The 14993-nt window shown below is 33.2% G+C and carries 14 protein-coding genes and 1 riboswitch; of the genes, 4 read left to right on the top strand and 10 right to left on the bottom strand.

Translation table 11 applies throughout. From position 1 onward, the window contains the following. Window positions 1–11: 11 nt before the first annotated feature. Window positions 12–1196 (top strand): FAD-dependent monooxygenase, encoded by a 1185-nt coding sequence (locus J3U13_RS00675; RefSeq protein WP_267339464.1) that lies wholly within the window; start codon window positions 12–14, stop codon window positions 1194–1196. Between the two features lie 57 nt (window positions 1197–1253). Here the strand turns inward: J3U13_RS00675 and J3U13_RS00670 are convergent, their stop codons facing one another. From J3U13_RS00670 to raiA, 5 genes are all read right to left on the bottom strand, one after another. Then, window positions 1254–2294, bottom strand: coding sequence for an NADH:flavin oxidoreductase/NADH oxidase (locus J3U13_RS00670; protein ID WP_267339463.1), 1041 nt, complete (start codon window positions 2292–2294; stop codon window positions 1254–1256). Window positions 2295–2575: 281 nt separating this feature from the next. Next, the gene (locus J3U13_RS00665) at window positions 2576–3733 is read right to left on the bottom strand and encodes an MFS transporter (RefSeq protein WP_267339462.1); all 1158 of its coding nucleotides are present in this window, start codon (window positions 3731–3733) and stop codon (window positions 2576–2578) included. A gap of 119 nt (window positions 3734–3852) precedes the next feature. Continuing rightward, window positions 3853–4899, bottom strand: a complete 1047-nt coding sequence (mutY, locus tag J3U13_RS00660; RefSeq protein ID WP_267339461.1) for an A/G-specific adenine glycosylase — start codon at window positions 4897–4899, stop codon at window positions 3853–3855. Continuing rightward, window positions 4899–6050: a bifunctional chorismate mutase/prephenate dehydratase gene (gene pheA / locus J3U13_RS00655; protein WP_267339460.1), complete on the bottom strand. Its 1152-nt coding sequence runs from the start codon at window positions 6048–6050 to the stop codon at window positions 4899–4901. Before pheA ends, mutY begins: the two co-directional genes overlap by 1 nt. A gap of 99 nt (window positions 6051–6149) precedes the next feature. After that, window positions 6150–6485, bottom strand: a complete 336-nt coding sequence (gene raiA / locus J3U13_RS00650; protein ID WP_267339459.1) for a ribosome-associated translation inhibitor RaiA — start codon at window positions 6483–6485, stop codon at window positions 6150–6152. Window positions 6486–6806: 321 nt separating this feature from the next. On the opposite strand from raiA, the gene trmJ reads away from it, so the two are divergent. After that, entirely contained in the window at window positions 6807–7487 is a 681-nt protein-coding gene (gene trmJ, locus J3U13_RS00645) for a tRNA (cytosine(32)/uridine(32)-2'-O)-methyltransferase TrmJ (protein ID WP_416380329.1), read from the top strand. 79 nt (window positions 7488–7566) lie between these two features. On the opposite strand, the gene cysS is transcribed toward trmJ, so the two are convergent. From cysS to mog, 5 genes are all read right to left on the bottom strand, one after another. Further along, on the bottom strand, window positions 7567–8958 hold the full coding sequence (gene cysS / locus J3U13_RS00640; RefSeq protein ID WP_267339457.1) for a cysteine--tRNA ligase: 1392 nt from the start codon (window positions 8956–8958) through the stop codon (window positions 7567–7569). Window positions 8959–9449: 491 nt separating this feature from the next. Continuing rightward, complete coding sequence (locus J3U13_RS00635) at window positions 9450–9692, bottom strand: GlsB/YeaQ/YmgE family stress response membrane protein (RefSeq protein WP_267339456.1); 243 nt, start codon at window positions 9690–9692, stop codon at window positions 9450–9452. Between the two features lie 363 nt (window positions 9693–10055). Then, window positions 10056–11417, bottom strand: a complete 1362-nt coding sequence (gene lysC / locus J3U13_RS00630) for a lysine-sensitive aspartokinase 3 (RefSeq protein ID WP_267339455.1) — start codon at window positions 11415–11417, stop codon at window positions 10056–10058. 82 nt (window positions 11418–11499) lie between these two features. Further along, window positions 11500–11674, bottom strand: a riboswitch (Lysine riboswitch). Window positions 11675–11784: 110 nt separating this feature from the next. Continuing rightward, a complete protein-coding gene (gene argR / locus J3U13_RS00625) occupies window positions 11785–12243 on the bottom strand; it encodes a transcriptional regulator ArgR (protein ID WP_267339454.1) in 459 nt (152 codons plus the stop codon). Between the two features lie 182 nt (window positions 12244–12425). Next, on the bottom strand, window positions 12426–13004 hold the full coding sequence (gene mog / locus J3U13_RS00620; protein WP_267339453.1) for a molybdopterin adenylyltransferase: 579 nt from the start codon (window positions 13002–13004) through the stop codon (window positions 12426–12428). A gap of 240 nt (window positions 13005–13244) precedes the next feature. On the opposite strand from mog, the gene J3U13_RS00615 reads away from it, so the two are divergent. Together J3U13_RS00615 and J3U13_RS00610 are read left to right on the top strand one after the other, a co-directional pair. Further along, window positions 13245–14186, top strand: a complete 942-nt coding sequence (locus tag J3U13_RS00615; protein ID WP_267339452.1) for an ABC transporter ATP-binding protein — start codon at window positions 13245–13247, stop codon at window positions 14184–14186. Then, window positions 14179–14949, top strand: coding sequence for an ABC transporter permease (locus J3U13_RS00610; RefSeq protein WP_267339451.1), 771 nt, complete (start codon window positions 14179–14181; stop codon window positions 14947–14949). The genes J3U13_RS00615 and J3U13_RS00610 overlap by 8 nt, the downstream gene beginning before the upstream one ends. Window positions 14950–14993: the final 44 nt, after the last annotated feature.

Here is a 14993-nt window from a genome sequence, read left to right as displayed (position 1 = left end):
CCACTGATCTTATGAATACTTATTTTGATGTTGCCATTGTTGGTGGTGGCTTAGTTGGGCTAGCTACGGCTTGTGCACTTAGTCAATATGATTTAAAGATTGCGATTATCGATGCTAGGGTTCATTGCTATGAATCTTTTCCTCACCACGAAATAGGCGTTAGAGCTTCAGCAATTAATGGTGCTAGCCAAAGGTATTTGTCTAAAATAGGCATTTGGAGCGATTTATTCAATAGTCATCGTGTACAAGAATTTACCGAAATAGGTGTATGGGAAAAAAACGGTTTAGCACATCTTTCAGCTCATGCAAAAGATTATGGGTATCCTAATCTTGGTTATATTATCGAAAATAATCTAATTTCTCACTGTTTGTATCAATTTGCTGAAGAAAATCACAATATAACAATTTTTAATCTCACAGCCATTGATAATACTTATAATGCCGATTATGCTTTTTTAACTTTATCTGATAATACTATTTTACAAGCTAAACTGATTGTTGGTGCTGATGGTGCACACTCTTGGTTGCGAAACCACGAAAAAATTTCAGTTTTTGAACGTAATTATCTTCATCATGCATTAATTACAACAGTTGAGACTCAATATCCCCATCAGTCTTGTGCCAAACAAATTTTTTATCCAAATGGTATTGTTGCGTTTTTACCACTTTGGCAAGAAAATAAAAGTTGTTTAGTATGGTCAACTAAACCTGATCAAACAACAATGTTAACCTCGCTTTCTGAATATAAGTTTTGCCAAGAATTGTTTAAATTAACCGATGATAAAATAGGCAAATGCCAAGTAATTAATAAACGTACGGTGTTTCCTTTGAAAGCGCGTTTGGCTAGACAATTTATTAAACATCGATTAGTGTTAATTGGTGATGCAGCACATACTATTCATCCTCTAGCAGGGCAAGGAGTGAATTTAGGTTTTCAGGATTCTGCTTTATTAGTTTCGACCATTAAACAGTTACATGATAAACAAAAAGATTTTGGACTTGCTGAAAATTTAAAATCTTTTCAATTCACTCGTCGTAAAGATACGTTAGTAATGTTAACTGCGATGAGAACTATTCAAGATATGTTTCATGGTGATAATATATTGAAAAAAACGCTAAGAACTATCGGTATGAATGCTATAGATAATTGTTCACCATTGAAAAAACAACTTATTAAATATGCAATGCATATTTAATTTTATCTGAGTATTGAAATCCTGTAATGTGTTTACAGGATTTTATTCAAAGTCGAATTATTTGAAAGCAACTTGATAAGGTGCTGGTACAAATGGTGAAGATGGTACATGTATTGCCCAATACGGATCATTTAATAATCCTCGTCCAATAGCGATTAGATCAGCATCACCAGTACTTAATACATAATCTGCTAGGTAAGGATCTTCTAGCATGCCAACAGTGATTACTGGTAAATTGATTGCTTGTTTGATCGCCCGAGCAAGATATACTTGATATCCAGCATGAAACAGTGGTGTATGAGCTGGATCTAATTGACCATCGCCGCCGCCACTTACATCTAAAATATCAGCTCCTGCATCAGCAAAGCGTTTTGCTATTTGGCGCCCATATTCTATATCATATCCATCTTTACTATATTCTTGCGCTGAAAAACGGATAATAAGTGGCATATCGCTAGGCATGACAGATTTAGCTGCTTTTATAACTTGTTCACCAAATAATAATTTATCCTGACCATATTCATCGGTTCTATGATTCGTTTTTGAGGAACTGAATTGATGAATTAAATATCCGTGCGCACCATGAATTTCAATGGCATCAAAACCTGCTTCAACGGCTCGTTTTGTTGACTCTTCAAATTTTTTAATAATATCTTTGATTTCATCTTTTGATAATTCTCTTGGCATTTGATATTGCCATTTAGAATTGGCTTCGTTTGAACCATCGTAAAGAATAGGTGAACAAGATACAACATCTGAAGCACCTAAAGCTTTTCGACCGGCATGAGCAATTTGAATGGCAATTTTACCATTTTGAGCATGTACAGCATCTACAATGCGTTTAAATTGATCACGCTGATCATCGTTCCATAACCCAAGACAATTAGGTGAAATACGTCCATTAGGAGCGACATTTGTCATCTCAACAATAATTAAACCTACACCACCAATTGCTCGAGATACATAGTGAATAAAATGCCAATCATTAGGCATACCATCGGTTGCTTGATATTGGCACATAGGGGGCATTACAATACGATTTTTTAATGATAAATTTTTGATGATGAAGGGAGTATTAAGAAAAGAGATTGTCGCCATAAATGACTCCTTAGGTAACTTAATAAAAGTATTAAATTAATTTATATATCAGTAAAAGTAAATATCAACATCATGATTTAATTGAGTTCAAAATAGTTTTCCATTGTCAATGATTGAATAGCTTTAACAAACATGCAAAAAAATGTGATAGCTTGTTCCATTTACTTAATAATAACTTTTTTATTATCAGTTTTCATTTACCCTCAAAGTTCAACGCTTTTATGTTGAGGGATAATAATTTTGTTTTTACTTAAAGTCAAAATTAAACGATATTTTAAATATCAATTAGTTTGTAAAAAAGTTTTAGGTTCACTATACGTTTTTGTATAAAATATCCAACAAATGATGCCCATGAGTCCCAAAATTGTTCCTGATATTACAATTGCTATCCATCCATAATGGCTAAATAAATAAGTAGAACCGATTGAACCAAGCATTCCACCAACAAAGTAAAATATCATATAACCAGTATTCATTCTGCTACGGGCATCAGGCCTTATTTGATAAATTGCACTCATATTTGAAACATGTGTAACTTGAACTGAAAAATCTAATAGAATTACTCCCAATACTAAAGCAATGATTGAGTATTGAGCCAATGAAAGTGGTAACCATGATATGAGCAATAAACATAATCCTATTGTGGTAGCAAGTCTACCTTTACCTTTGTCTGATAATTTACCCACTATAGGCGAACCTAGTGCACCAGCCGCTCCTGCAATTCCGAATAGACCTATAATAAAGTCGGAATAGTGATAAGGTTCATTACTTAATAAAAAGGCAAGAGGTGTCCATAATAAAGAAAAAAGTGCAAATGATATAATGGCTAATAACGAACGAATTCTGAGGATGGGTTCTTGTTTGTACAATGAACCAATTGAGCATAATAATTGAAAGTAGTTTATATTAACCGTATTACGGTAACTAGGCAGTGAAATCCAGAGAGATAGCGTAACTATAGACATAATACCTGTTGCAATCCAATAGACATAATGCCAATCGGAAAGAGTTGAAATAGCGCCGGCAAAGGATCTACCCAATAAAATTCCCATTAACATTCCACTCATTAATGTACCAACAATTTTACCGCGTTGTTGAGGTTTTGATAAAGTTGCCGCAAAAGGAATTAAAACTTGTGCAACGGTTGAAAATAGTCCTGTTATGGATGTACCTATTATTAGCATCCATAGGTTATTTGACAAAGCACTAATCATAAGCCCAAAAGTGCATAATATCATTAAAATAATAATTAATCGTTTTCGTTCAAATTTATCGCCAAGCGGTGTGATAAAAAGTAAACCAACAGCATAGCTTAACTGTGCTACCATTATAATTAAGCCGGCATGATCAACTGCAATATTCAAATCATGAGTAATTGAATGTAGTAGTGGCTGAGCATAATAATTGCTGGCAATAGTGATACCAATCGCAAATGCCATTAAAAAAACTAACCAGTTTGTTAAATCTTGAGATTGTTTGCAATGCATAAAAAATAAATGTAACAAAATATAATGGCTGATTATACATTAAATATATTTGCTTCTGCTTGACAGTAATGTTAAGCAGATTGTTTCAATAAATTATAAACGGGTGTAGCGAGTCCTATTTTTGCATTATTTGATTCAAGTTTATACCAATAGCCAGAAGATTCGTCCCAACATTTTATAATATTGGTAATAACACAATAAATTGGCGTAATATTCAAATGAAAATGGCTAAATGTATGTCTGAATGAGTTTAACTGTTTAGGTTCAGTCGTAATAATTCCCCTTTTTTCTAACCACTCTTTTGGATCTTGATCATTTGAAAATTCTGGTAGGCAATATAAGCCTCCCCATATACCTAACGGAGGTCTTTTTTCTAACCAAATAGAACGATTATATTCTAACATCAAAAAATAGGCGGTTTTTTCTGGCTTGGTTGTCTTCGTTTTTTTTGTTGGATATTGTTGCCAACTTTCTGTCTTATAAGCAATACAATCTTTATGCAATGGGCATAGTGTGCATTTAGGTTTAGTACGAGTACAAACCATCGCACCAATATCCATCATTGCTTGATTGAATTTGGCAATATTTTGTTTCGGTGTAACCTGTTCACTTAATTGCCAAAGTTTATTTTCGACTGTTTTATTACCAGGCCATCCTTCAACAGCAAAATATCGAGTTAAAACACGTTTTACATTACCATCTAAAATTGGGTAATGCTGATTTTGTGAAAGCGATAAAATTGCTCCAGCTGTTGAACGGCCAATTCCTGGTAATGCCACTACATCGTCAAATTGACTCGGAAATAATCCATTAAACTTATTATTAATAATTTGTGCCGCTTTATGTAAGTTACGAGCACGGGCATAATAACCTAGCCCTGTCCAAAGATGTAATACATCATCAATAGGTGCTTTTGCTAAATCCGTTATTTTAGGAAATAACTTAATAAAACGGTTAAAGTAGGGGATAACAGTTGCAACTTGTGTTTGTTGCAACATTACTTCAGATAGCCACACATGATAAGACGTTTTTTCGATCTGCCATGGTAGCGTTTTTCTGCCATACTTTTCATACCATTTTAATACAGCTTTTGCAAAGGGAGAGATGGTTACAGTCATTACATTACAGCAGTAATTGAGTTATTTGGATAACAACCGAGCACTTTTGTATATAGAGTGATTTTAGCTAGCTGTTTTAATGCATTTTGCATTTCCTCGGAATAAAGATTACCTTGTAGGTCGATATAAAACATCTCTTCCCATGGCGTACCGTGAATTGGACGAGATTCAAGTTTCGTCATGACAATATTGTGATTCCGTAACACAGATAGAGCATCAACGAGTGCGCCTGCTTGCTGGCCTGTTTTCATTAGTATGGTCGTTTTAGCTGGGATTTGATCGGATACTTGAACTGGTTTACGAGATAAAACTATAAATCGCGTTATATTCTCTTTTTGATTTGCAAAACTATGTTCAAGAACTTGTAATCCATAAAGTTCGCCGCCATCTTTATTACCCATAGCAGCGAAATTAGGTTTGTTTGACTTAGCGACCATTTCCATAGCTGATGATGTACTATCACAAAAGACAATCTTCCAATGCGGATATCCTTCCAAAAAATATGAACATTGTTGGAATGGTTGTGGATGACTATATACAGTATCAATTTGATCTAATTGGGTATTTGGGATAGCTAAAATACAGTGATCAATTGGTAGTGATAGCTCTCCAATAATGTGTAAATTCGTTTTTTGTAGTAAATCATAAATTTCGTTAATGGATCCAGAACTTGAGTTTTCAATTGGTACAATACCATAATCAACAATGCCTTTTTCTATTTGTTCGAAAACATCTTTAAAAGTAGCACAACTGGATTCAACGATTTGCTCTAAATGAGCACTAGCATAGCGGCGAGCAGCCGTATGAGAATAAGATCCTATGGGACCTAAAAAGGCAATTTTTGCGGTCGAGATAGCGCCATAATTCAGTTTTTCTTGTAGAATTTTTTGTTGTAAAAGCACAGAATCTTCAATAATTATTTGATATAAATGTTTGATAAAAATCTCATCGAGATGATGTTTTTTGCCATGTTCAATTAATGATTTAATCAATGAACGTTCACGCTCCAAGTCGCGTACAGGTATGTTTGCCTGAATTTTAGTATCAATGACTTGTGTTGAAAGCTCTCGACGTTTAGCAATAAGTTCTAAGAGAGTCTGATCCAGTTCGTTAATTTTATCTCGTAAAGGTAATAAAGGGTTTACTTTCATTTTTATTAGATTTTTTTAAAGGTTAATAATATTATAACAAGCTATATAAATAAAGGTACTACTTAAAGTAGTACCAATTAAAAAAACAGGACGATTTATTTATTCGATTTCTTCTTCAAAAATTGCTCCTTTAATACTTTCCGTTGCTCGACGTGCTTCGCCTTTATGTTGAATTTTATTTAGCTGTTTTTCAAGTTTACCTATAAGATCGTTAATAGCTGTATACATATCTATATTTTTTGCAGATGCGACAAGTGGTGTTCCTTTTGTGGCAATTGTGGCATCTATAATAAATCCATCAGGGTCTTTAGATAATATAAAATGAGGATTGATTAACAGCGCTCTCCATTTATCTAATTTCGAAAATTTATCTTCTAAATAACTACGAATTGATGGAGTAATATCCATTTGTTTACTGGTAATACTTAAAGCCATAATCGACCTCCTTTATAATTTCAAACAACTAAGTTGATATTTTTTAATTTTTCTATTAATACATTGGCAAATTATTTTTATTTCGTCAATAAGAAGTTTATTAATAAAATAAGTTTTTTATGATTTTTAATTTAAAAAAAAGGTTTTATTAATCATGTATTTTATGGTTATAAGAGTATCACACTGCATTTTACTTAGCTTTGCTATATACTGTAAGTAAATACCAATTTCATTTATTTTATAAGATCTTTTAATGAGGAAGATGTGAGCTATTTAGATAATGTTAAAATTATTTTGGTTGAAACGTCCCACACTGGTAATATGGGTTCTGCTGCCAGAGCAATGAAAACCATGGGTTTATCCAACCTTTGTTTAGTCAATCCAGTGATAAAGCCTGATTCACAATCAATATCATTAGCAGCAGGTGCTAGTGATATTATTAAAAATGCAGTAATCTTTTCATCTTTAAAAGAGGCAATAGCTGATTGTTCACTCGTGATAGGTACCAGCGCTCGTCCTCGTACTTTACAATGGCCCAATTTAACACCAAAAGAGTGCGGTGATAAAATCGTTGATGAAGCCGTTAATGCTCAAGTTGCGTTAGTATTTGGTCGAGAACGAGTGGGTTTAACCAACGATGAATTGCAAAAATGCCATTTCCATGTTGGTATTCCAGCTAACCCTCACTACAGTTCTTTAAATTTAGCGATGTCAGTACAAGTACTGTGTTATGAAATTCGTATGTCATTGTTAAACTTTCAAGATAGTTCATCAGAGCAAGGAACTTCAAATACGCATACAACTGAGTACCCTAAAGATATTGATATTGAGCGTTTTTATCAACATTTAGAGAGAACTTTATTGCAAACAGAATTTATCAATGCTAATCACCCAGGGCAAATTATGGGGCGTTTGCGAAGATTGTTTACACGAGCGCGAATTGAACAACAAGAGCTCAATATTTTACGAGGAATTTTAACGTCGATTGATAAAAAGTTGTAATTTTTTAGGAATAAAAATACCCACAAAAGGGTGGGTATTTTTGAACAATAACCGATTATGGTAAGGATAATTTAATGGATTAACTCTTTTTCCGCCAAGTTGTACCATTTGCCCCATCCTCCAACACAATATTCATTGCATTAAGTTTATCACGTGCTTCGTCAGCTTGAGCCCAATTTTTGCTAGCACGGGCTTCGTTACGTTGTTTGATTAATGCTTCGATTAATTCAGCATCGGCATCATCTTGTCGATTTCCTTGTAAAAATTTCACTGGATCTTGTTCAAGTAGGCCTAATACAGCAGCTAAATAACGCAATTCTGCCGCTAATTCGTTGGCGAACGGCATATCGTTATCAGCTTTAGCTTTATTGATTTCTCGAGCTAAGTCAAATAAGGTCGAATAAGCTTCAGGAGTATTGAAGTCATCGTTCATCGCATTACAAAATTGATGGCAATAATTACTCTCTTTTGTTGTATATGGATAATTAGCATCAGTATCACGAAGTGCCGTATAAAGCCGTTCTAAAGCCATTCTAGCTTGTTTTAAATTTTCCTCACTGTAATTAAGCTGACTACGATAGTGACCAGATAATAAAAAGTAACGGACTGTTTCAGCATCATAGTGTTTTAATACATCGCGAATAGTGAAAAAATTATTAAGTGATTTGGACATCTTTTCTTGGTCTATCATTACCATACCTGAATGCATCCAATAATTAACATATTGCCCATCATGAGCACAGGTAGATTGAGCAATTTCATTTTCATGATGAGGGAACATTAAATCTGAACCACCACCATGAATGTCAAAATGATTACCTAATTGAAAACTGTTCATCGCAGAACATTCAATATGCCAACCTGGGCGTCCTTTACCCCATGGTGAATCCCAGTTAGGTTCATTAGGTTTTGACATTTTCCAAAGCACAAAATCCATTGGATTACGTTTAACATCAACCACATCAACACGTGCACCAGCTTGAAGTTGTTCCAAATTTTGACGTGATAAAATACCATAATTAGGATCGCTATCTACTGAAAACATTACATCACCATTATCAGCAATATAAGCGTGATCTTTTGCAATTAATTCTTCTATTAATTGAATAATCTGTGGCATTTGTTGAGTAGCGCGAGGCTCAACATCAGGTCGCTTAATGTTTAGTGCATCAAAATCTGCATACATCTCTTGTAACATGCGTTCAGTGAGTTGTTCACAAGTTTCACCGTTTTCAAGAGCACGTTTTATAATTTTGTCATCCACATCTGTAATGTTACGAACATAAGTCAATTGATAACCTAAAAAGCGCAAATAACGTGTCACAACATCAAATGCGACAAAGGTGCGACCATGTCCAATATGACAAAGGTCATAAATAGTTACACCACAAACATATAATCCAATTTTATTGGGATGAATTGATTTAAAGGTTTCTTTTTCTCGAGTTAATGTATTGAATATTTTTAACATTATAATCTTTAGGTTTAATTTAATGAAGTTTGTTAAATAATATAACAAAAATACGGTTATCGTGAAATTATTTATTAAAATGCTTTTATATACTGTAATTATAAATCCATCATGCAAAATTGGAATAATTATTCATGTTTCGAATGTCTCACTTAAGACATTTATGAAGAGACTACTGAAATAGTAGCTATCTGAAATTTAGCCAAGAAAACGGTTTTGTGCTATATTTATAGATTTACCTATTGTATTTTCATAATATTTTATTGAAATTGATAATGCAATCACCATTTGGATAGTGTCGATATTATCTATTTCATTGCATTTTGAAAAATTTAGTTTTGTTTGCGTGCGTGGATTTTAGAAAGTGATATTTTGGAAATGAGTTAAGTTTACAGAATTATATTGACTGTGATGTCGTCGATAATAATCTCGATTCATTTTTTATAAATCATTGGCGGGAAGTTCCCGCCAATTCTGTATAAAACTGAATATTATTTCATCAGACGGTAGATGTAAATAAGCAATATTGCACCTAACACTGAGATAAATAAACTAGGGAAATTAAATCCTGTCACACTTCCCCATCCAAAAAATGTACTTATGTACCCGCCAACGATGGCACCTGCAATTCCTAATAAAATCGTTTTAATTACTCCCACGCTTCCAAGCGGCATAAAGAACTTTGCAATCCAACCGGCAATTAATCCTAGAATAGCCCAACTTAAAATACCCATAATAATTTCCTTTGTTTGATTAAGTTTAAATTTAGCTTATAAACACAGTTTGAAAATGTATCAAATATTAAAATTAATATATAAGTTTTAATTTTATTGATTACAATTGGTAAATCAAATTTTAACTATATTAATGATTAACGGTCATAAAAATGGAGATAGATGATTTAATATAAAGATTAAAGAACGACTATTTGAATACGTTACATATAATGTTATTCACATAATGCTTTACGATTATTCTATAATTATTTGTAATAAAAGTTAAGGTTTTTTGTTAATTTTTCGATCTTTTAACATGTATCTAATCAATAGTAATATAAATTTATGCATAAGGGAGATCAACACTCCCTTTTTAAGCTTTTATTCGAAAATGGTTTTATGTAAAATTTTTATAATTGCTTCTGCATCATTACTTTTTGATAATAGGCAGAGATTGTGTGTGCTTGCTCCATAACAACAAAGTCTTATAACAAAATCATCTAACACGCCAAATACTTCTTTTGCTATACCTTTTGTCGTAGTTAAATTATTACCAATAATGGCAATGAGAGCTAAATCTTCTTCAACATCTACATGACAAAGAGTTAAAAGCTCATCAAATAATTCTTTGGTTAATAGACTGTTACCATTAGTACAAGTACCTGTTGTATCAATAGTTAAAGCGATACTGACTTCTGATGTGGTAACCAAATCGACGGATATATTATGTTTAGCTAATATAGTAAATACTCTAGCAAGAAATCCTTGAGCATGTAACATATTTAAACTGGTTAAGGTTAACAACGTTTGTTTGCGTCGTAATGCTAGTGCTCTAAACACAGGTAATTTAGATGTGATACTATTCGTATTATAAACAATCGTACCACCATCTTGTGGAGCTTTACTTGAACCAACAAATACAGGGATGTTACTTCGTACTGCTGGCACTAATGTTGCTGGATGTAAAACTTTCGCTCCAAAAGTTGCCATTTCTGCAGCTTCAGCGAAAGATATTTCATCAATTCTTTTTGCCGATGGTGTAATGCGAGGATCATTAGTGTAAATACCTGCAACATCCGTCCAAATATCTATTTGCGTTGCATTTAACGCTTCGCCAAGTAACGCTGCTGTATAATCACTTCCGCCACGACCTAATGTTGTAGTCTTACCTGTACTTTCTGTGCCAATAAAACCTTGAGTAACAATTAGCGCGTTAGTATTTAAGGATTTTAAATGTGCACAGCAAAGCTGTTTGATTTCTTCAATTTTGGGTTGAGCTTTACCGAATTTATCATCGGTTCGCATAACTTTACGTACATCGAACCATATGGCACTTTTTTGTTTTTCTCTTAATACCTCAACAAATAGTTTCGAAGACATAATTTCACCATGACTGACTAACTCATCGGTTAATGCGGGTGAAGTAGCTAAGCTTGCGGCTTCAGATAAAGATGCGATATTGGCAATGATGCGATCAATTTCAGCTCTTAATATTGGATTTTCAGGGAGTTGTTCTAAAATATTGTATTGGATTGATTGAATTTTGGCTATATGCTGGGCTCGGACATCAGAATCACGACCCTCAGCTAATGCTACTAATAAGTTCGTAATACCTGCAGATGCAGATAATACTACAACTTTTACACATGAGTTAGCGATAACAATATTGGCACTATTTACCATTGCTGAATAATCAGCAACACTAGTACCACCAAACTTAGCAATTACAAATGATGTTTCCATGTATTCCTCATATTAAAAATTTTATTTTTAACAGAGTTAGAGCGAGGGTATGTGCAATTTACCGTTCTTATTTAAAAAGTACAAACCGCGAAGCGCTCCACCTGTTAGGGTGACAACCCAAGGGATTCAGCCCTTGCAGTCGGATTAATTGCTTTCTGGATAATCAATCAAACCTCGGCACTGCATCCCCTCAATCATTTATCATCGATTCCAGTATCTAAAATAATCTACCTGAGCAATGCGCCTCTTCGTTCTCGTAACTTAAGTTACAATTTAATTATCATATAGAATTAACGATTTTACTAAATGTGTCAATAGGTTAAATAGGAAAAATTATTTATTAAAACTTTAATTTCTAGAATAATAGTTATAACTCTTGTTCAAATAATTGAATAATAGTTTGATATAAACTTTTGACCGTACAAGATTTAGTTGGCGTACTGAAAATTGTATCATCTCCAGCAATAGAACCTAAAATACCTTCTGATTTACCAATTGAATCAAGTAATCGGGCAATAAGCTGTGCAGCCCCAGGACTAGTACGAATTACCACCATTGAGCTATTATAATCAATATCAACAACCAAATTTTTTAATGGGCTACTGGCTGTAGGAACACTCATTTCAGCAGGTAAGCAATAGACCATTTCTGATTTTGCGTTACGTGTTCTAACCGCCCCAAATTTGGTTAACATTCGTGAAACCTTGGATTGATTAATGTTATCAAACCCTTGTTCTTGTAAAGCTTGTACAATGCTTATTTGAGAACTAAATTTTTCTTGTAAAAGCATTTCTTTAAAAGCTTTAGTCAGATCATCTTGTTTCATATTTTTCCTTTGGAATTAATTTATTGCTGTTTAAGCTTAAAATAGCAATAAATTAATATTGCTGAATATATCGGTATAAAAGAATAAGTTTTATAAACATTTTTGAAATCATTTAAATATCAAACATTAAGTTATAGAATTTACATTCTATAAACATAATTATGCATAAGATTTGCATAAAATCAAATATTCGATTTGTTGCTGCTTTTAGGGCGAAAAGATTTTACTATTTGCTCATACGTTTCTATGTAAGGTCCTTCTAATAATTCTAAACAATAAGGAACGCTGGCAAAAATACCATTAACAATTATTTTTCCTTCACTATTTTTTACACCCTCAAGCGTTTCTTTTATCGATTTTGGTCTGCCAGGTAAGTTTAAAATTAAACATTTTTTTCGAATAACACCAACTTGTCTGGAAAGAATAGCGGTAGGTACAAAATGTAAGCTGATTTGACGCATCTGTTCACCAAATCCTGGCATTACCCGATCGGCTATTGCTAAAGTAGCATCAGGGGTGACATCTCTAATGGCAGGTCCTGTACCGCCAGTGGTTAGAATCAAATCACAATGTAATTGGTCAACAAATTCGCATAATGTTTGTTCAATAATAGATATTTCATCTGGAATTATTCGATTTTCGGTAATAAATGGAGTTTTCAATGCTGTTTGTAACCAAGATATTAATGATGGAATACCTTCATCGTCATAGATACCCTTTGTAGCTCTATCAGACACAGAAACTAAACCAATTTTAAACATAATACTTATTCCTTAGGTGATTTTTTATCGCTATGAATCAAAATTAAGACCACATCAAAATACTGCTAATGGCTTCTTAAAGTTAATGTACGCTAAAGCTGAAAATTATAACTCATTTATATCAAAATAAAGAAAACTAAAAATACCTTTACAACAGTTCATTAAGTTGTCAATATTGCAGCTCATTAATAATTGAGTTTATATAATTTCAATCATAACTTATTCAATTAGGATTTTATCATGTCGTCTATTCCTGCGCTTGAATTAGTCGCACTTAAAAAAATTTATAAAAATGGTGTAGAAGCCTTAAAAGGTATTGATTTAACGGTTAAGGCAGGTGATTTTTATGCATTGCTTGGTCCAAACGGTGCCGGGAAATCAACAACTATTGGCATACTAAGCTCATTGGTAACCAAAACCTCGGGTAAAGTGCGAATTTTTGGTTACGATTTAGATACCGATATTGTCAATGCTAAAAGGCAATTAGGCTTGGTACCACAAGAATTTAATTTTAACCAATTTGAAGAAGTGATTCAGATCATCACTAATCAAGGAGGCTATTATGGTCTACCGCGTAAATTGGCCTTAGAACGAGCAGAAAAATACCTGCGAATTTTAGATTTATGGGATAAACGCCACAGTCGAGCGTGCATGTTATCAGGTGGTATGAAAAGACGTTTAATGATTGCAAGAGCACTAGTTCATGAACCCAAATTATTAATTCTTGATGAACCAACAGCAGGGGTTGATATTGAGTTACGACGTTCCATGTGGGATTTTTTACGTGAAATCAATCATGAAGGTATTACGATTATTTTAACTACCCATTATTTAGAAGAAGCGGAAATGCTATGTCGTAATATTGGCATAATTCAAAATGGTCAATTGATTGCGAATTCTTCTATGCGTCAATTATTAGCTAATAGCCAATCTGAAACTATTATTATCGATTATGTACCAACAAGTGAATCAATAGTTTTAACAGATTATAATTATACAAATGTTGATACAGGAATGCTAGAAGTTAAGGTTGATAAACAACGTGGTTTAAATCAGTTGTTTGAGCAACTCAATCATCAAAATGTTAAAGTGATTAGCATGCGAAATAAAACTAATCGATTAGAAGAACTATTTGTTGATTTGTTACGCAACAATAATTCAGAAGGAAGTGATAATGTGTAATTTATATTGGATAGCTTTAAAAAGTATTTGGCGTAAAGAGGTGACACGATTTTTAAGAATTTGGTTGCAAACGTTGATCCCACCTATTATCACTATGTCACTTTATTTTATTATCTTTGGTAATCTAATTGGTTCACGTGTGGGGGATATGGGTGGTTTTAGCTATATGTCATTTATCGTTCCTGGTTTAATTATGATGTCTGTAATTACAAACTCTTATACCAATGTCTGTTCTTCTTTTTTTAGCGCCAAATTTCAACGTAATATTGAGGAATTATTAGTTGCACCAGTACCAACGCATATTTTGATTTGGGGATATGTTGGTGGAGGTGTGATGCGTGGTATTTTAACAGGTATTTTAGTAACGATGGTATCGTTATTTTTTGTTCATTTTGAAGTTCATTCTTGGCCCTTTGTTATTTGTACTTTGCTATTAACTTCGATTTTGTTTTCATTAGCAGGATTATTAAATGCTGTATTTGCAAAAACTTTTGACGATATCAGTATTATTCCAACATTTGTATTAACACCATTAACTTATCTTGGAGGAGTATTTTACTCAATAACCATGCTACCAACTTTCTGGCAATGGGTATCAAAACTAAATCCAATCGTTTATATGATTAATGGTTTTCGTTATGGTTTTTTAGGTGTAACTGACGTATCACTATGGATCACATTTTCAATGTTAATTTTGTTTGTTTCTGTACTATATGTAATTGCATGGCGACTTATTGAAAGTGGGCGAGGGTTAAGAAGTTAAAAATAACTAAATAACAGAATAACCGCCGAATGATATCGGCGGAA

The sequence above is a fragment of the Gilliamella sp. B2887 genome (assembly GCF_026537015.1).
GTDB lineage: Bacteria > Pseudomonadota > Gammaproteobacteria > Enterobacterales > Orbaceae > Gilliamella.
This window is presented reverse-complemented; position numbering and strand designations above follow the sequence as displayed.